We start from the raw sequence: 16,800 nt of genomic DNA on the forward strand, positions 1-16,800 counted from the left end.
CCTAAGGACTGATTTATAGGACGAGGTGAAGGTAATGATGAAATGCCCAAATTGCGCAAGCAAGGATATTGGGAAGATTGGGGTCAATCAATTCTACTGCTGGAATTGCTTTGTGGAGCTTTCTATCGGTAAGGGAGTCATGCATGTCCATCAAGTGGAAGAGGATGGGTTGCTGAGCTCTTTGGATGACCTTTTCAGTGAAGATGACCGGCAAATAAGCCTGTAGATTGCGGCGAACGAATCCGAGGTGATTGACACATGAACCGTATGGTTTCCTCAATGATCGGCTTTGGAGCAGGCATGGCCTTAAGCAATATGAATAAGGGCATGTACAGAAAGCGAAAAAGACAAATGAAACGATTCGTCAAGCAACTCTTATAAAGGTAAAGGCTGCGGCATCTTCATATGATGTCCGCAGCTTTTTTAGTGTTATGCAGCTCTTTACATATTTTTTCGCCTATTTAGAAGAATAGTAAAGAGGTGTTGTAGATGAACATACAAGTGAAATGGTTTTACAGGCTCGGCTTCTTTTTGCTTTTATTTATTGTATTATTGGTGTTTTATTTGCTTAGGCCTATATGGATGCCTGTTCTGCATATTTTGTTAACAGCTCTCGCTCCATTTCTGTTTGGGGCTTTCATCAGCTATCTGTTCCACCCGCTTGTCGGTTATCTCGAGGACAAGGGAATGAACCGCGGGCTTGCAATCACACTTCTTTACGTGGTTGTTTTTGGTCTGGCGGGATTTGGGATTTATAAAGGTGTTCCGATTCTTGTGGAGCAAATGAATGATATTGCTGTTAAAGCGCCGGAAATGGCGGAATTATATCGAACCTATATCCTTAAATTTCATACTCATACGACAGGCTGGCCATTTGGACTCCATGAACGGCTTGAGTCGATTATCGATGCGATGGAATTAAGAATAGGAGATTCGGTCAATGTGCTGGCTGATGCCATGAGCAGCTTGTCGGATGTGATGATTCTGGTCATCTTGATTCCTGTCATTTCATTTTATTTGTTAAAGGACAGTGAGAGCCTTATTGAAAAAGGGCTGCTGCTCATTCCGGCAAGAAAACGAGAACAAACGAGGCGATTTCTCACCGATATTGACCGCTCTCTGGGTGGGTACATTCGAGGACAACTGCTTGTCTGCTTTATAATTGGTGCTTGCGCAGCTGTTCTCTTTTACATATTTGGGATGAATTATCCTCTTTTGCTCAGCTTCATTATTGGCATAACGAATATTATTCCCTATTTCGGTCCCATCATCGGGGCTATCCCAGCTGTTTTGGTTGCATTGACTATTTCTTGGGGCATGGTGTTAAAGGTGGCCGGTATCATCATTGTCCTTCAGTTCATGGAGGGGAATGTCATCTCACCTATCGTGATGGGCAAGACATTAAAGCTTCACCCGCTTGTGATCATATTCGTTTTGCTTGTCGGGGGAAAGGCCGCAGGTGTGGCCGGACTCATCTTGGCTGTGCCGATTCTTGCCTTAGTCAAGGTCAGCGTTGCCCACCGAAAATTATTAATGAATAAGGAATAAACTGTTCTCATAAGATTGACAAAGAAATAAGGAATGACTATAATCCAACATATAACGGAATTAACGAAAAATTGTTGATGGAACCAAGTATGTTTAAGCCCTTCAAAAACCGTGCAGACAGTTTTTGTGCACGAATAAGAGAGAAGTCTCCTTAGGCTGAAAGAGACTTTTGAAGAAGAGAAACAGAAAGCTAGTCCGGAATGCAGGAAAAACCCTGCCGTTTAAACCGCGTTAAGGTTTCTGAGGTGGCGAAGGCAGTAGCTTTCGCAATCAGGGTGGTACCGCGAGTTAAGCTCTCGTCCCTGTTTATGGGGATTGAGGGCTTTTTTGTGTACAATTTTATAAGGAGGAACAAAAAATGAAGTATATGACAGGCGCAGAGATTCGACAAATGTTTTTGGATTTCTTTCAAGAAAAAGGACATAGGGTTGAACCTAGTGCATCCCTTGTACCGGTAGAGGATCCGACCCTTCTTTGGATCAACTCAGGTGTAGCAACATTGAAGAAGTATTTTGACGGTCGCGTGATTCCGGATAATCCGCGCATCACGAACGCTCAGAAATCCATCCGGACAAATGATATTGAGAATGTAGGGAAAACAGCCCGCCATCACACATTCTTTGAAATGCTCGGCAACTTCTCCATCGGTGAATACTTCCGTGAAGATGCCATCAAATGGGGATGGGAGCTTCTTACATCTGAGAAATGGTTCGCAATGCCGAAGGAAAAGCTCTACATCACTTACTATCCTGCAGATACTGATACGTACGATGTTTGGAAGAGCTTAGGTGTACCGGATGACCATCTCATCCCGCTTGAAGATAACTTCTGGGAAATCGGTGAGGGCCCATCAGGACCGGATACAGAAATTTTCTTCGATCGCGGCACGAAGTATGACCCTGAGAATATTGGAATCCGCATGATTGAAGAAGATATCGAGAATGACCGCTACATTGAGATCTGGAACATCGTGTTATCTCAATTCAACGCGAATCCTGAAATCCCGCGCAGCGAATATCCTGAGCTGCCTAAGAAAAACATTGATACAGGGATGGGCTTAGAGCGTATGGCCTCCATCTTCCAGGATGGTGAGACGAACTTTGATACGGATCTATTCCTGCCAATCATATATAAGACAGAAGAGATTTCTGGTCAAAAATACCGCACAACACGTGAAAAGGATGTTGCATTCCGCGTGATTGCCGACCATATTCGGACTGTAGCTTTTGCTGTCGGTGACGGGGCTCTTCCATCTAATGAAGGGCGCGGCTATGTCCTTCGCCGATTGCTTCGCAGGGCAGTGCGCTTCGCGAAGAAAATCGGGATCAATAAGCCGTTTATGTATGAGCTTGTTCCAATCGTGGCGGATATCATGGTTGATTACTACCCTGAAGTGGAAAAGAACAAAGACTTCATCGCTAAAGTAATCCGCAATGAAGAGGAGCGTTTCCATGAAACCCTTCATGATGGTCTTGCTATTTTAGCCGAGGTCATCCAAGCAGAGAAGAAGAAGGGCAGCGATACCATCAGCGGTTCTGATATCTTCCGTTTGTATGATACGTATGGATTCCCGGTTGAACTGACAGAGGAATATGCAGAAGATGAGGGCATGAAAGTCGACCATGCTGGTTTTGAGAAGGAAATGGAAGCTCAACGTGCACGTGCGCGTGCAGCCCGTCAGGATGTTGATTCCATGCAGGTTCAAAGCGGAATTCTTGGTGATATCAAAGTGGCTAGTGAATTCGTCGGCTATGGGACACTTGAGTGCGAGGCGATGGTCAGTATCATCATCAAGGATGGCGAAATAGCTGAGGATGCAATGGCAGGTGAAGAAGTTCAAATCATCTTGGACAAAACGCCATTCTACGCTGAGAGCGGCGGACAAATCGCAGATAGAGGGTTCTTTGAGAACGATGACTTGCGCATCTTTATCAAAGATGTCCAAAAAGCCCCTAACGGCCAAAACCTTCACACAGCGATCGTTGAATACGGCTTGCTGAAAGAAGGTACAAAAGGACATGCGAACGTAGATGCCACTAACCGCGGCAAGATTACGAAAAACCATACAGCAACACATCTGCTTCACCAAGCACTGAAGGATGTACTTGGCACACATGTAAACCAAGCAGGTTCCCTAGTTCAGCCAGATCGGCTTCGTTTCGACTTCTCTCACTTTGGACAGGTGACTGCAGAGGAGCTTGAGCAAATCGAGCAAATCGTTAACGACAAGATTTGGAAAAACATCGATGTAACGATCTCTAATAAAGCATTGGCTGAAGCAAAGGCGATGGGCGCCATGGCCCTATTCGGAGAGAAATATGGAGACGTCGTTCGTGTCGTGCAGGTTGGCGATTACAGCTTAGAATTATGCGGCGGCTGCCATGTTCAAAATACGTCAGCAATTGGATTATTCAAGATTGTCTCTGAGTCCGGTATCGGTGCCGGCACGAGACGGATTGAAGCCGTAACAGGCGAGTCTGCGTATATGCAGCTAAAAGAGCAAATCAGCATTCTCCGTGAAGCAGCTGTGAAAGTGAAAGCCAGTCCAAAGGATCTGCCAGGAAAGATTGATTCCTTGCTTGTGGAAGTGAAGGAACTTCAGAAAGAGAATGAATCATTAGCTGCGAAGCTTTCCAATATTGAAGCTGGAAATATTCAGTCAAAGGCAGAAGAGATTAATGGAGTGACTGTTCTATCCGCGAAGGTGCAAGCACAGGATATGAACAACCTCCGTAACATGGCTGATGACTTGAAGCAGAAGCTTGGTTCGTCTATCATCGTGCTTGGAAGTGTCCAAGGAGACAAGGTGAACTTAATCGCGGCGGTAACAAAGGATCTAGTAGATAAAGGCTACCACGCTGGAAAGATCATTAAAGAAGTAGCAACTCGCTGCGGAGGAGGCGGTGGCGGCCGTCCGGATATGGCTCAGGCAGGCGGTAAGAATCCGAATGAATTGGATGCGGCCCTCGCTGCTGTGAAAGAACTAGTTGAAGCGCATTAATGAGCAAAGCGAGAAAGGGCAGGGAGTTACCTGTCCTCTTGCTTTTCATTTTAAGCGAGTGATGGTAAGGTAAAACTATGGACGGTAAACAATAAGCTAGGTTCTAGACGTTTATAATAAGGGTTAATTAGTGTACAATGTGTAAAGAACGATGAATAGCTTGTTCTCAAATAGGAAGCGGGGTGCAAAGATGAGTTCATTTGATAAAACAATGAAATTTAATTTTCCAGATGATTCCTTCGAGCATGATGTGAGTGAAGTTCTCATGGAAGTGTACAATGCTCTGAATGAAAAAGGCTATAATCCGATTAATCAAATCGTCGGTTATTTGCTATCGGGAGACCCGGCTTATATTCCGCGTCATAAAGACGCGCGTAATCTCATTCGCAAGCTTGAGCGTGATGAGATTATTGAAGAATTGGTTAAATCGTATTTAAAGCACCATCGTGAGGGATAAGAATGAGAATAGTTGGCCTGGACGTGGGAACAAAGACCGTGGGTGTCGCCATCAGTGATGAGATGGGCTGGACAGCTCAAGGCCTAGAGACCATTGCCATCGATGAAGAAAAGAATCAACTTGGGCTGAAGCAGCTGGATGTGCTGCTAAAACCATATAAAGTGGACAAGTTTGTGGTCGGTTTGCCCAAGAATATGAATGGGACAATTGGGCCAAGAGGCGAAGCGAGCAAGCATTATGCTGAGAAGCTTGAAAAGCGCTATAAAGTGCCTGTTGTCTTGTGGGATGAACGGTTAACCACGATGGCTGCCGAACGTGTACTGTTGGATGCGGATGTCAGCCGAAAAAAACGTAAGAAAGTGATTGATAAGATGGCTGCTGTCTTAATTCTTCAAGGCTATTTAGACAGCGGTAAGTTTTAAAGGTCATAGCTGTGTGAATATTGCTAGGGTTCATTTGTTTAAATATATTGGAGGGGTACAACTTCCCATACATGGCGTCAAGAGCAGGGAACTCGGGCATTTGAGTTAAACACAGCTTAATTTAACAAGAGGTGATTGAAATGGAAGAAAACATGATTACGATTATTGACGAAGACGGAAATGAGCAATTGCATGAAATTTTGCTTACATTTGATTTAGATGATTATGACAAGCAGTATGTTGTATTCGCTCCAGTAGGAACAGATGATGATGAAGATTTGATTCATGTTGCTTCTTATATTCCGGATGAAAGTGGAGAAGTCGGCACATTAAATGATATTGAAGATGATGAAGAATGGGCAATGGTAGAAGAAGTCATCAACACATTCTTTGAGGACGAAGAAGAATAAGTGTTTCTAAATGGCTCTTCCGATCAAGGGTGATCGGAAGAGTTTTTTTGTTCTTTACTGCAAATAATGCTGAAATATGCGAACATATAAAGATAAGCAAGAAGGAATCTTTCTTTCATTTTGATTTTTTTTACAAAGTTCTTGTAATTTCATTGACAGATTCCGGTATATTTTGCAATAAATAAAGAGGGCAATTTGTGTCGGATAGCCATTTGAAGGGGGCAACTAAATGAGTGTAGATAAACAAGATTGGAAGAGGGAGATGAAGATGAAGCTTCTAGAAAGACAGAGCGAAGCAAAGGTTGTCAGGAAAATCGTGCTGATTTCCTTGGCTGTGTTCATCGCGCTAGTCATCATAACAGCAACAGTGGGCTATTTCTATATATCATCTTCCTTGAAGCCGGTCGATACGGATAGCAAAGAAAATGTGAAAGTGGAAATACCGATTGGCTCAGGAGTTACAACAATATCAAATATATTAGAGGACAATGGCATTATTAAAAATGCTCAAATCTTTAAATACTATATCAAATTTAATAATGAGGCTGGATTCCAAGCCGGAACCTATAGTTTATCGCCATCAATGACACTGGATGAAATCATTGACATTATTAAAAGCGGCAAGGTAGCTCCGATATTCACAATTCCAGTTCCGGAAGGCAGGGACTTAGAAGAAATCGCAGATGTCATTGCTGAAAAGCTTGACGTGAAATCCAAGGAAGTCCTCAAAGTGATGAATGATAAGAAGTTTATCAAAAGCATGATGGATACTTACCCTGATTTGCTTACTGATGAAATTCTTGCAGAGGATATCCGTTATCCTCTTGAAGGATATTTATATCCTGCAACCTATTCAATCTATGAAGAGGAGCCTGCGATTGAATCGGTCATCAGTCTGATGATTAAGAAAACCAATGAAGTTATTGCGAAATATGAAGAAGCAATGGGAGAGAATTGGACGGCCCACGAGCTTCTCACGATGGCTTCCTTAATTGAAGAGGAAGCGACCGAGCAGGCGGACCGGGATAAGATTTCAGCTGTCTTCCAGAACAGGTTGAAAATCGATATGCCACTTCAAACAGACCCGACCGTTTTATATGCGCTCGGTGAACATAAAGACCGTGTCATGTATAAGGATCTAAAAGTAGATTCACCTTATAATCTCTATATTCATAAGGGCTTGACACCAGGACCAATCTCGAATGCCGGGGAAACGTCCATATCGGCTGCCTTGAATCCAGCAGACATTAAAGATTTGTATTTCCTTGCAACTCCTTCCGGTGAAGTCCTCTTTAATGAAACTCTGGAAGAGCACAATAAGGATAAGGCAGAGCATATCACGAATAATTAGCATAATTTGGGGGAAGGATTGATAATAAGAAACATTTCCCTTCCCCATCCTATCTATGCTAAAATAGTCGAAGTGTAAATTTCGACACGAATGTAAGAAAGCCGTTGCTGGCTTTCTCATTTTTTTGGAATAAGGAAGTTTAAGGATTTGGAGGAATCAGGATGAATGAGAATCTCAATCGCTATCTGGAAGCATTTGCTCCAGTGCGCAATGATCTTCTGACGGAAATGGAAGGCTATGCGAAAGCAAATGGTGTTCCGATTATGGAATTATCAGGAATGGAGCCGCTTCTGCAGATTCTAAAAATCCAAAAACCGCAAAATATTTTAGAAATCGGCACGGCGATTGGTTATTCCGCTCTAAGGATGGCTTACACTTTGCCGAATGCGACAATATTAACGATTGAACGTGATGAGGACCGGTTATCTAAGGCGTATGAATATATTGAACGGGCTCATATGGAAAATCGTGTTTTAGTCATAAAAGGGGATGCCCTTGAAACCGAACATCTCGTTTCTCCGCATGGACCGTTTGATTGCCTGTTTATTGATGCAGCTAAGGGGCAATATCAGCGTTTCTTTGAAATGTATGAGAAATATTTGGCACCGGGAGGAATTATCTTTACTGATAACGTACTCTTTAAGGGACTAGTTGCAGAAGAATTGGAATCAATTGAATCCAAGCGAACCAGGAACTTGGTGAAGAAGATTAAAGGATACAATGAATGGCTGATCTCGCATGAAGACTACGAAACAGTCATCCTCCCAGTTGGAGATGGATTGGCCATAAGCATGAAAAAGGGGGATTCGCATGAAAAAGCCTGAACTTTTAGTGACGCCAACGAAAATAGAAGATATCGAACCGTTAATGAAAGCAGGCGCTGATGCATTCGTCATTGGTGAACAACGATACGGGCTAAGGCTTGCAGGAGAGTTTGACCGTGAGGCTGTGAAATCAGCCATCGAGATTGCTCACCAAGGAGGCAAGAAGGTGTATGTGGCCATGAATGCCATATTCCATAATGAGAAGGTTGATGAGCTTGCAGATTACTTGCGCTTTCTCGAGGAGGCAGGAGCAGATGCCGTTCTTTTCGGGGACCCTGCGGTCTTAATGGCAGCGAGAGAAGCAGCGCCCAATATGCCATTGCATTGGAATACAGAAACGACCGCGACGAATTGGTTCACCTGCAATTATTGGGGCCGAAAAGGTGCGAAGCGCGCTGTTTTGGCGAGAGAAATCAATATGGATGCCATTGTTGAAACAAAAGAGAATGCAGAAGTTGAAATTGAAGTACAGGTGCATGGAATGACGGCGATGTTCCAGTCCAAACGCCGCCTGATAGGCAACTATTTCAACTATCAAGGCAGAGACATGTTAGTTGAGGACCTTGAAACAGACGGGCATTTGTTCCTCCATGACCCTGAGCGGAATACGAAGTATCCAATCTTTGAGGATGAGAACGGAACGCATATCATGAGTCCGAATGATATTTGTATCATTGATGAGCTCACAGAAATGGTGGAAGCGGGAGTCGATTCCTTCAAGATTGACGGAATTCTGAAGGAACCTGAATATATCGTGGCAGTGACGAAGCTTTACCGCAAGGCCATTGATCTTTGTGCTGAAGACCCGGATGCGTATGAGAATGCAAAAGAGAGCTTGCTTGAAGAGGCTGAGAGCCTGCAGCCGGAAAACAGAATGTTAGATACGGGATTCTTCTTTAAGGAGACAGTTTATTAACAAGGAAATGGAGGAAGACCAAATGTCCGTTGTAGAGAAGGAAATTTCAAAAGTGATTGACGGAAAACGCGTCATCGTGAAGAAACCGGAATTACTGGCTCCTGCCGGTAACCTTGAAAAATTAAAAATTGCTGTCCGCTATGGGGCAGATGCTGTATTTATCGGCGGGCAGGAATACGGGCTTCGCTCAAACGCCGGCAACTTCTCAATTGAAGAAATGAAGGAAGGCGTTGAGTTTGCGAACCAATATGGTGCGAAGATATATGTGACAACGAATATATTTGCCCATAATGAAAACATTCCAGGTCTTGATGAATACCTAAAGGATATTGAATCTGCGGGTGTAACTGGTATCATTGTCGCAGACCCGCTCATTATCGAGACATGCAAAAAAGTAGCACCAAAGCTTGAGATTCACTTAAGCACACAGCAGTCCTTGTCTAACTGGAAGGCCGTTCAGTTCTGGAAGGAGGAGGGTCTTGACCGTGTCGTGCTTGCGCGTGAAACAAGCGGAGATGAGATTCGGGAGATGAAGGAGAAAGTCGACATTGAAATTGAAACCTTCATTCATGGAGCGATGTGTATTGCTTATTCTGGCCGCTGCACGCTCTCCAATCACATGACTGCCCGTGATTCCAACCGAGGCGGCTGCTGCCAGTCTTGCCGATGGGATTATGATCTCTATGCAGAAACGAAAGACGGAGAAAAGCCGCTCTTTGAAAGTGGTGACGCACCGTTTGCGATGAGTCCAAAAGACTTGACGCTTGTTCAATCCATCCCGCGCATGATAGAGATGGGCATTGACAGCCTTAAAATTGAAGGCCGGATGAAATCCATTCACTATATCGCGACCGTTGTCAGTGTCTACCGCAAAGTGATTGATGCCTATTGCCAGGATCCTGATAACTTCGTCTTTAAGCAAGAATGGATAGAGGAATTGGATAAATGCGCCAACCGTGAAACGGCACCAGCTTTCTTTGAAGGTGTGCCAAGCTATAAAGAGCAAATGTTTGGCAATCATAGTAAACAAACAACTTATGATTTTGCAGGGCTTGTCTTATCGTATGATGAAGACACATCCATGGTAACATTACAGCAAAGAAACTATTTTAAACCGGGGGACGAGATTGAATTCTTTGGCCCGAACATCGATAACTTTAAGCAAATCGTCGGGACGATTTGGGATGAGGAAGGCAATGAGCTTGACGCTGCCAGACACCCATTGATGATTGTGCGCTTGAAGGTCGATAAGCCGGTTCATCCATATGATATGATGAGAAAGGGGATTTAACCATTATGACAAAGCCGATTGTCATCGGGGTTGCTGGAGGCTCGGGTTCAGGGAAAACGAGTGTAACCAAATCGATTTACGAGAAATTTAAAGGTCATTCCATCATGATTTTGGAACAGGACTATTATTATAAAGATCAAAGCCATCTTCCTTTTGAGGAGCGCTTGAAGACGAATTATGATCATCCGCTCGCGTTTGATAATGATCTTCTTCTTGAGCACATTCATAAATTGCTCAATTACGAGAGCATTGACAAGCCTGTCTATGATTATGCGATGCATACGAGATCAGAGGAAGTTATCCATGTCGAACCAAAGGATGTTATTATCCTTGAGGGGATTCTCGTCCTTGAAGATGAGCGTCTTCGTGATATAATGGACATTAAATTATTTGTCGACACAGATGCAGATCTTCGTATTATTCGACGTATGATGCGCGATATCAAGGAAAGGGGCCGCTCCATTGATTCGGTCATTGAGCAATACACATCTGTGGTACGTCCAATGCACAATCAATTTATCGAGCCGACCAAACGCTATGCTGATGTCATCATTCCAGAAGGCGGTCATAACTTCGTTGCTATTGACTTAATGGTGACAAAGATTCAAACGATTTTAGAACAAAAATCTATGTTATAGAGCTTTCGGATGGGTTGTTAATTTTTTCTAATTTTTCCCTTTAAAAATTGAGCAATTTTATAAATAATTTGAAAAAATGAATAGACAAATCCTGAAAAACACACTAAGCTAACAAAGAGAGCTTTTTGCGCGTTTGGAAACAAACGCGCAATTAATATACCATCAGGTATATACATATAAAATCGGTGAATATATATACACATGTATCACCAGAAGCTTTTTTTGCTGCATGGTGAAAGTACAGAAGGAGTGAATTTTTTTGGCGATTGAAAAAGTATTTCCGATGACCAAAGAGGGAAAAGAGAAGCTAGAGAAAGAACTAGAACTATTAAAGACAGTTAAACGTAAAGAAGTGGTTGAGCGTATCAAGATCGCCCGCAGCTTCGGAGATCTTTCTGAAAACTCCGAGTACGATTCCGCTAAAGAAGAACAAGCATTTGTTGAAGGCAGAATCACCACAATCGAGAACATGATTCGCAATGCTCAAATCATTGACAGTGATGCTGCACAAGATGGTGTCGTAACGCTCGGTAAATCTGTCACCTTTAAAGAATTACCGGATGGAGAAGAAGAAACCTATACTATCGTTGGTTCTGCTGAGGCAGATCCATTCGAATACAAAATTTCCAATGATTCCCCTATTGCTCGCAGCCTTATGGGCAAAAAGCCTGGCGATGAAGTCACGGTAGCGACTCCTGGCGGAGACATGGAAGTTGTCATCGTTTCTGTCCAATAAACTATATAAGAAGTCTTTTTAAAGGACTGCCAATGCTGCTTAACAGTAGAGAAGGCAGTCCTTTTTGTCTTTTCTGACAATTCCGGGTTTGAAATAGATATCCTCTGCCGAGAATAGGACAGAGGTGTTCAGTATGAGAAAGAGGGTTCTCTTCACAGCAGTCACGATTTTACTCGTTTTAGGAGTATTCATAGCTAAATTAGCACAAATTCAACTGGTACAGACGAAGGACTATTCGAAGCATGGCATCAATCTGCTTGAAAATAGCGTTCAGCAGCGTATTGATGAGATTTCTCTCGATGATGGCAGAGGAGGCTTCCTTGATAATAGGGGTAACCCGATATCCTATCAAGAGAAGGCTGTTCTTGTTCTGTTTCCATTCGTTAGGAATTTGCGCTGGCCAAAAGAAAAATTGTCTGCCATCACCGGCATCGAAAAGCAGGTAATTGATGAGAAGCTTCAGGAAGCGAAAGAACCATTTGTTTTAGAGGATCAGGTAATCTTAGAACTCGATGACAGGCAGATTAAAGCCGTCAATGATTTGCGCATACCGGGGATTATTGCTGTTAAAAAACGATTTGCCGGTGTACCGTCCGTGGCGAATCATCTTTTAGGCACATTAACCCTTGATAAGGGAGAAATCGACTCGGTTCATGCAAACGGAAGCACATCTAGTTCTGTTGATTACCGCACAAGGGTGGGAAGAACAGGGTTGGAGAAAGCATTTCAGCTCTTTTTGAAGGGTAATGGGACAAAACGTCTGCTATATCATAAAGCGGCTAATGGGCTGCCGCTCTTTGGAGTCGATATTCGCTATCTGGATACGAGCGGCTCTGGAGAAAGGGTAAATATCCAGACGACCATTGATACAGCTATTCAAAAGCTGGCGGAAGAGACAGTGAAGAGCCATAGAATGAAAAAGGGCGGAATTGTTATTATTGATATTCAAACTAGTGACATCCTTGCAATGGTGTCTACGCCTTTATTAAATGAAAAGGACATGAATGATGAGGGGAATATCAATCAAATGCTCCTTCCGCAAACGCCAGGCTCTATATTCAAAACGGTCATTGCAGCCGCAGCGATTGAGGAAGGCTTAGAGCTTGAAGGGAGAACCTTTAATGGGAATCTTGATCATTTAGACCGAGAAGTGAGCGGAGAGACAGGCAGGCGGCTTGGCAGTGTCACTTTCGAAAAAGGGTTTGCCTTAAGTTCTAATCAAGTATTCGGAGTGCTCGGCAAAGAACTCGCAAGGGAAAATCCAGACCTGATAGAAAGTTATGCCCGAAAATTAGGGTTATTGGGCTTGAATGGCTGGTCAGGAAGCGTTTTTCACACCCCTGTTCTAAATCAATTGCCGGAAGAACGGAAAGGGAGTGTATGGAAGGATGATTCCATGAAGGAAGATCCTAACTTCGTGGCGAATACTTCAATAGGGCAATTAGATGTGAAGATAACCCCGCTTGCTGCTGCAAATATGATGGCGACCATTGCCAGAGGAGGCGAGCGGATGCAAGTGCGGGCTGCATCGAGAGCCGTTGATGATAATGGGCTTACACTAGCCAAATTCACGCCCCAGGCGGCTGATGAGCAAGAAATCTCATCTGTAACGGCAAGCAAGCTCCAGCAATTACTGCGAGGGGTTGTCATTGCGGAGGGACCCAATACAACGGCAGGAAAGCTGAAATCAGCCAAATATGAAGTGGCGGGCAAGAGTGGTACAGCAGAAGTCGGGGATAAGAACAGTCATAAATATAATAAATGGTTTGTCGGTTATTTTCCGTTCCAGCAACCAAAGTATGCGATGGCTGTAGTAGACCTTGAGACAGGGGAGCAATCAGGCTCCATTAGTTCTATCTATCTTGAGCTTGTCAATGGAATACATGACTTACATACAAAGGGAATGAAGAATTCTCAAAAGATTGAATAACTTTTAGGGTGAAGAAATCCATGTTAAAATAGTGTTTATTCAAACATAGGCGAGGAGGAAGGGTTTGTGGGAAAAGAACGTTATTCCTCACGGGTGGCAAAACGTAAAGATAAAAAGGTTAACAAAATCTATAATATCTTAATAAGTGTAGTAGTGTTATTGATTGTAGTGGTCGGTGCTGTTATTTTCCTTGGTGGTAATGATGATCAGCCAACCAGCAATGATACGCAAACTGCCTCGAACACAGCCGATAATGATGAGGGCGAATCGGATAAGGATACTGAAACAAACAATGATGAGAATGATACGGCAACAGATTCTGAAGGCGGACAAACAGACCCGAATGAGTCCAGTGATGATACTTCCAGTGATTCAGACAAGGATGCGTCTGAGGAAAAGGAGCCGGCTGATTCTGAGGATGAGGAGAAAGAATCAGAGATTACAGAAGAAACTCCTTCCGACAGCAATGTAGAAAAAGCCTATACAGACCCCGCCTGGGAACCGGTTGGTACAGAGCAGTCGGGTGAGCATGTAACCCAGTATGAACAAGGTTCTGTTGACTGGCAGGAGATGGAGAAAGCTCTTGCCTATGGAGCGGGTATTAGTGAGGGCGACATGAAGGTCTACTGGCTAGGTAATGGCGGCTCGCCTGACACAGCTGTCGGCACCGTCAGTCCAAATGACGATTCAGAGACCTACCGTGTTCATATTCAATGGGTCGACGGCCAAGGCTGGAAGCCGACAAAGGTTGAAAAGTTAAAGGTAAACGATAAGAAATAACGATTCAATTCAATGGTCCGGGTTTCCCGAGCGTTTGGAAACCCGGCTTTTTCTATGGCAAGATAAGCAGGAGGGGAAATCAGATGGAATTCTCATTAGAGTTGATTGAGGATAAGATTGAGATTTTTGAAGCATCAAGCCCAAAGGCACTCGAAAAACAAATTGAGAAACAGATTAACCATAATAAGGCAATTATGCTGACTGTAAATACGGTTTCCTATCAAATTTATACGAGCCCGGAAGGAAAGCCAACTTACTCGGCAGCCGTTCATTTTAAGCTGAAGAAGCTATAAAGAATACATAGGATAAAAAGGAGCGATTAGGCTATGAAGATTGCTATTATTGGAGCAATGGAAGAAGAAGTTGCAGTATTGAGAGAAAAGATAGAAGAGAGTGAATCAGTGGTCATTGCCAATACGGAATATACGTCAGGGAAGATGCATGGCGCGGATGTCATCCTCCTCAAATGCGGTATAGGGAAAGTGAATGCTGCGATGGGAACAGCAGTGTTATTGGAGAAATTCAAGCCTGACTTCATCATTAATACTGGTTCAGCGGGTGGATATAACCCTGACTTAAACGTAGGGGATATCGTCATTTCAACTGAGGTGAGACATCATGATGTCGATGTGACTGCCTTTGGTTATGAATATGGACAAGTGCCAAAGCTTCCAGCTGGCTTTATGGCAGATGAGAAGCTTGTGGAAATCGCGGCAAGGATAGCGGAAGGAATCGAGGGTGTACAGGCTGGCAAAGGGCTGATTGTTACTGGAGATGTGTTTATGTCAGATCCTGCGCGCGCTGATTTTGTCAGAGGACAATTCCCGCAGCTTCAGGCCGTAGAAATGGAAGCGGCTGCGATTGCCCAGGTTGCCTACCAGTTTGGTGTACCTTTTGTCGTAACCCGAGCTTTGAGCGATATTGCAGGAAAAGAAAGTGACGTTTCCTTTGACCAATTCCTTGATCAGGCGGCACGTCACTCTGCACACCTAGCGATGGAAATGGTCAAAGAGTTAGCGAAATAAAGAAAACTTCGCTGGCAAGACTGTCACTAATTACATGTATGGCAAGCGGCTTCTTCATGATAAGATTAGGCTAACTTCTATGTGGAGAGGAGTTTCGCCATGAAAGAGAAAATAGAAGATTACAAACGCTTTGCGGTCACGCTTTTAATCGTGAGCTTCTTCTTCTTCATCGGGTCCGTACTCCCGAAAGAAGGCTTAAGCATATCAACGAGGGAAGCATTAGTCGCGGCAACGACAGCCGCATTGACTGGGTCTATTATCTGCTTTTCTTTATCTGCCAAGTATCAAAAGAAGCTGGATAATGAAGAGTTTTAATCATATATCCCCATAGGTCCTACATTAACTTGTTGAACCTATGGGGATTTTTTAATTCTAATAAGTAAGTTGTTAAGTCCACTGGGGTATATTTTAAAAAATTGAAAAAATATTCAATTACCTATTTACTTAGCAGTTGTTGTTGGATATAATTTACATGTAAATAAATTCAAGAGGAGGTCGAACACAATGATTCGTCACGTAGCTCATATGGTTCAAGTTAAACCTAATTTCATATTGCAAGTTCGGCCGCTGTCTTAGGTATTCCCACGAAAGTTCATTTCGTTACGATGCAAGCAATCCGCAGCGCTGAATGATGCTCTGCGGCTTTTTTACGCCTTAATAACGATAATAGGGAAAATGATCCCTGTTTGTAACCGCAGAGCGAATCTGCGGTTTTTTGCTTGTTTAAAGGCAGATTCGTGTGAATGCTTAAAGAAAAGGAGGTTTTTTTGTGAAGGTTTTCATGGCTGCTAAAGATGGATTAATGAAGAGTACTTTAAAAGGAGGAGGTGAATATACATGAGGATTAATATGATACTGTTTACAATCATGATTGAGGCTAACAAACTGAATTGCGAAGATTATAAGCAAATGAACGCGGTAAAAAATGAAATGCTTGACCGTAAAGCGGATAATTTTAATAAATTGTTCTAAGGTTGTGTGAAAAAATCTAAATCTAATGGAAAGAAGGGATTAAATATGAAAAGCGTCCTACTTGTTGTTCCATCTAAAATTTTCTGGATTTATAAAGATAGCGCATAAATTCGGTTAAGGGCACAATGGTGTGGGAGAATTCTCGAAATTCTTCTTCGTCTATTGTCCAATTTCAAGGGAATTTGATTGTCCTATAAGTGACTTTTTCTAGAATAGGACGTCTCTAAAAGAAAAACTTATGCCCCGACAGGCATAAGTTTTTTGTTTACTTGAGGGGCGGACCATAATAACCTCCTCCAAAGAAGACCCAAAAGCCAAAGATGAACAGGAGAATAAACAAGATAATTAATATGGCATAGCCTGCTCCGAATCCTCCCCGACAAGGAGGCGGCGGGCAGAAGCCTGGCCCATATCCGGGCCCGCCAAATCCATAAGGGTACATAGAATCCCCTCCTTATATTTTAATTACTGACAGTGTATGGGTTAGAAGGAGTTAGAG

Annotated in this window: 20 protein-coding genes; 19 read left to right on the forward strand and 1 reads right to left on the reverse strand. The window is 43.2% G+C overall.

Annotated features, from left to right (window positions below; translation table 11 throughout):
- The first annotated feature begins 34 nt into the window (after positions 1-34).
- The 19 genes from CYL18_RS00480 to CYL18_RS19575 all read left to right on the forward strand — a co-directional run bounded on the left by CYL18_RS00480 (position 35) and on the right by CYL18_RS19575 (position 16,301).
- On the forward strand, positions 35-226 hold the full coding sequence (locus tag CYL18_RS00480; protein ID WP_049670049.1) for a hypothetical protein: 192 nt from the start codon (positions 35-37) through the stop codon (positions 224-226).
- Between the two features lie 32 nt (positions 227-258).
- Positions 259-381, forward strand: a complete 123-nt coding sequence (locus tag CYL18_RS00485; RefSeq protein WP_104847511.1) for a DUF3918 family protein — start codon at positions 259-261, stop codon at positions 379-381.
- Between the two features lie 108 nt (positions 382-489).
- Positions 490-1,548, forward strand: coding sequence for an AI-2E family transporter (locus CYL18_RS00490; protein ID WP_104847512.1), 1,059 nt, complete (start codon positions 490-492; stop codon positions 1,546-1,548).
- A 358-nt stretch (positions 1,549-1,906) separates the two neighbouring features.
- Positions 1,907-4,549, forward strand: coding sequence for an alanine--tRNA ligase (alaS, locus tag CYL18_RS00495; RefSeq protein WP_104847513.1), 2,643 nt, complete (start codon positions 1,907-1,909; stop codon positions 4,547-4,549).
- A 190-nt stretch (positions 4,550-4,739) separates the two neighbouring features.
- Positions 4,740-5,006, forward strand: coding sequence for an IreB family regulatory phosphoprotein (locus tag CYL18_RS00500; RefSeq protein WP_049670053.1), 267 nt, complete (start codon positions 4,740-4,742; stop codon positions 5,004-5,006).
- 2 nt (positions 5,007-5,008) lie between these two features.
- Positions 5,009-5,428, forward strand: a complete 420-nt coding sequence (ruvX, locus tag CYL18_RS00505) for a Holliday junction resolvase RuvX (protein ID WP_104847514.1) — start codon at positions 5,009-5,011, stop codon at positions 5,426-5,428.
- Positions 5,429-5,562: 134 nt separating this feature from the next.
- On the forward strand, positions 5,563-5,838 hold the full coding sequence (locus CYL18_RS00510; protein WP_407984515.1) for a DUF1292 domain-containing protein: 276 nt from the start codon (positions 5,563-5,565) through the stop codon (positions 5,836-5,838).
- A gap of 229 nt (positions 5,839-6,067) precedes the next feature.
- On the forward strand, positions 6,068-7,189 hold the full coding sequence (gene mltG / locus CYL18_RS00515) for an endolytic transglycosylase MltG (RefSeq protein ID WP_104847516.1): 1,122 nt from the start codon (positions 6,068-6,070) through the stop codon (positions 7,187-7,189).
- Between the two features lie 161 nt (positions 7,190-7,350).
- On the forward strand, positions 7,351-8,013 hold the full coding sequence (locus CYL18_RS00520) for an O-methyltransferase (protein WP_104847517.1): 663 nt from the start codon (positions 7,351-7,353) through the stop codon (positions 8,011-8,013).
- Positions 8,000-8,929, forward strand: coding sequence for a peptidase U32 family protein (locus tag CYL18_RS00525; RefSeq protein ID WP_104847518.1), 930 nt, complete (start codon positions 8,000-8,002; stop codon positions 8,927-8,929). Before CYL18_RS00520 ends, CYL18_RS00525 begins: the two co-directional genes overlap by 14 nt.
- Before the next feature lie 22 nt (positions 8,930-8,951).
- Positions 8,952-10,220 (forward strand): peptidase U32 family protein, encoded by a 1,269-nt coding sequence (locus tag CYL18_RS00530; RefSeq protein ID WP_104847519.1) that lies wholly within the window; start codon positions 8,952-8,954, stop codon positions 10,218-10,220.
- A gap of 5 nt (positions 10,221-10,225) precedes the next feature.
- Entirely contained in the window at positions 10,226-10,858 is a 633-nt protein-coding gene (gene udk / locus CYL18_RS00535; RefSeq protein ID WP_407984486.1) for a uridine kinase, read from the forward strand.
- A 259-nt stretch (positions 10,859-11,117) separates the two neighbouring features.
- Entirely contained in the window at positions 11,118-11,594 is a 477-nt protein-coding gene (gene greA, locus CYL18_RS00540) for a transcription elongation factor GreA (protein ID WP_104847521.1), read from the forward strand.
- A gap of 133 nt (positions 11,595-11,727) precedes the next feature.
- Positions 11,728-13,524 carry a peptidoglycan D,D-transpeptidase FtsI family protein gene (locus tag CYL18_RS00545; protein WP_104847522.1) on the forward strand — a complete coding sequence of 599 codons (1,797 nt, stop codon included), beginning with the start codon at positions 11,728-11,730 and terminating at the stop codon, positions 13,522-13,524.
- Between the two features lie 66 nt (positions 13,525-13,590).
- Positions 13,591-14,304: a YrrS family protein gene (locus CYL18_RS00550; RefSeq protein ID WP_104847523.1), complete on the forward strand. Its 714-nt coding sequence runs from the start codon at positions 13,591-13,593 to the stop codon at positions 14,302-14,304.
- Between the two features lie 83 nt (positions 14,305-14,387).
- Positions 14,388-14,597 carry a DUF2536 family protein gene (locus CYL18_RS00555; RefSeq protein ID WP_104847524.1) on the forward strand — a complete coding sequence of 70 codons (210 nt, stop codon included), beginning with the start codon at positions 14,388-14,390 and terminating at the stop codon, positions 14,595-14,597.
- A 33-nt stretch (positions 14,598-14,630) separates the two neighbouring features.
- Positions 14,631-15,329 (forward strand): 5'-methylthioadenosine/S-adenosylhomocysteine nucleosidase, encoded by a 699-nt coding sequence (gene mtnN / locus CYL18_RS00560; protein ID WP_104847525.1) that lies wholly within the window; start codon positions 14,631-14,633, stop codon positions 15,327-15,329.
- Positions 15,330-15,428: 99 nt separating this feature from the next.
- Entirely contained in the window at positions 15,429-15,644 is a 216-nt protein-coding gene (locus CYL18_RS00565; RefSeq protein WP_104847526.1) for a YrhC family protein, read from the forward strand.
- A 522-nt stretch (positions 15,645-16,166) separates the two neighbouring features.
- Complete coding sequence (locus tag CYL18_RS19575) at positions 16,167-16,301, forward strand: hypothetical protein (RefSeq protein WP_269089179.1); 135 nt, start codon at positions 16,167-16,169, stop codon at positions 16,299-16,301.
- Between the two features lie 265 nt (positions 16,302-16,566).
- Here CYL18_RS19575 and CYL18_RS19335 read toward each other — a convergent pair whose 3' ends face one another.
- On the reverse strand, positions 16,567-16,743 hold the full coding sequence (locus tag CYL18_RS19335; RefSeq protein ID WP_201741220.1) for a hypothetical protein: 177 nt from the start codon (positions 16,741-16,743) through the stop codon (positions 16,567-16,569).
- Positions 16,744-16,800: the final 57 nt, after the last annotated feature.

Source organism: Pradoshia eiseniae, from assembly GCF_002946355.1.
Classification (GTDB): Bacteria; Bacillota; Bacilli; order Bacillales; family Pradoshiaceae; genus Pradoshia; species Pradoshia eiseniae.

Excerpts from the sequence above, each read along its gene's own strand:
- mtnN (WP_104847525.1), top strand. The coding sequence starts at position 14,631 with ATGAAGATTGCTATTATTGGAGCAATGGAAGAAGAAGTTGCAGTATTG.
- CYL18_RS00490 (WP_104847512.1), top strand. The coding sequence starts at position 490 with ATGAACATACAAGTGAAATGGTTTTACAGGCTCGGCTTCTTTTTGCTT.
- udk (WP_407984486.1), top strand. The coding sequence starts at position 10,226 with ATGACAAAGCCGATTGTCATCGGGGTTGCTGGAGGCTCGGGTTCAGGG.
- CYL18_RS00555 (WP_104847524.1), top strand. The coding sequence starts at position 14,388 with ATGGAATTCTCATTAGAGTTGATTGAGGATAAGATTGAGATTTTTGAA.
- CYL18_RS00530 (WP_104847519.1), top strand. The coding sequence starts at position 8,952 with ATGTCCGTTGTAGAGAAGGAAATTTCAAAAGTGATTGACGGAAAACGC.
- CYL18_RS19335 (WP_201741220.1), bottom strand. The coding sequence starts at position 16,743 with ATGTACCCTTATGGATTTGGCGGGCCCGGATATGGGCCAGGCTTCTGC.
- CYL18_RS00545 (WP_104847522.1), top strand. The coding sequence starts at position 11,728 with ATGAGAAAGAGGGTTCTCTTCACAGCAGTCACGATTTTACTCGTTTTA.
- CYL18_RS19575 (WP_269089179.1), top strand. The coding sequence starts at position 16,167 with ATGAGGATTAATATGATACTGTTTACAATCATGATTGAGGCTAACAAA.
- alaS (WP_104847513.1), top strand. The coding sequence starts at position 1,907 with ATGAAGTATATGACAGGCGCAGAGATTCGACAAATGTTTTTGGATTTC.
- CYL18_RS00525 (WP_104847518.1), top strand. The coding sequence starts at position 8,000 with ATGAAAAAGCCTGAACTTTTAGTGACGCCAACGAAAATAGAAGATATC.
- CYL18_RS00480 (WP_049670049.1), top strand. The coding sequence starts at position 35 with ATGATGAAATGCCCAAATTGCGCAAGCAAGGATATTGGGAAGATTGGG.
- CYL18_RS00485 (WP_104847511.1), top strand. The coding sequence starts at position 259 with ATGAACCGTATGGTTTCCTCAATGATCGGCTTTGGAGCAGGCATGGCC.
- CYL18_RS00520 (WP_104847517.1), top strand. The coding sequence starts at position 7,351 with ATGAATGAGAATCTCAATCGCTATCTGGAAGCATTTGCTCCAGTGCGC.
- mltG (WP_104847516.1), top strand. The coding sequence starts at position 6,068 with ATGAGTGTAGATAAACAAGATTGGAAGAGGGAGATGAAGATGAAGCTT.
- ruvX (WP_104847514.1), top strand. The coding sequence starts at position 5,009 with ATGAGAATAGTTGGCCTGGACGTGGGAACAAAGACCGTGGGTGTCGCC.
- CYL18_RS00500 (WP_049670053.1), top strand. The coding sequence starts at position 4,740 with ATGAGTTCATTTGATAAAACAATGAAATTTAATTTTCCAGATGATTCC.
- CYL18_RS00565 (WP_104847526.1), top strand. The coding sequence starts at position 15,429 with ATGAAAGAGAAAATAGAAGATTACAAACGCTTTGCGGTCACGCTTTTA.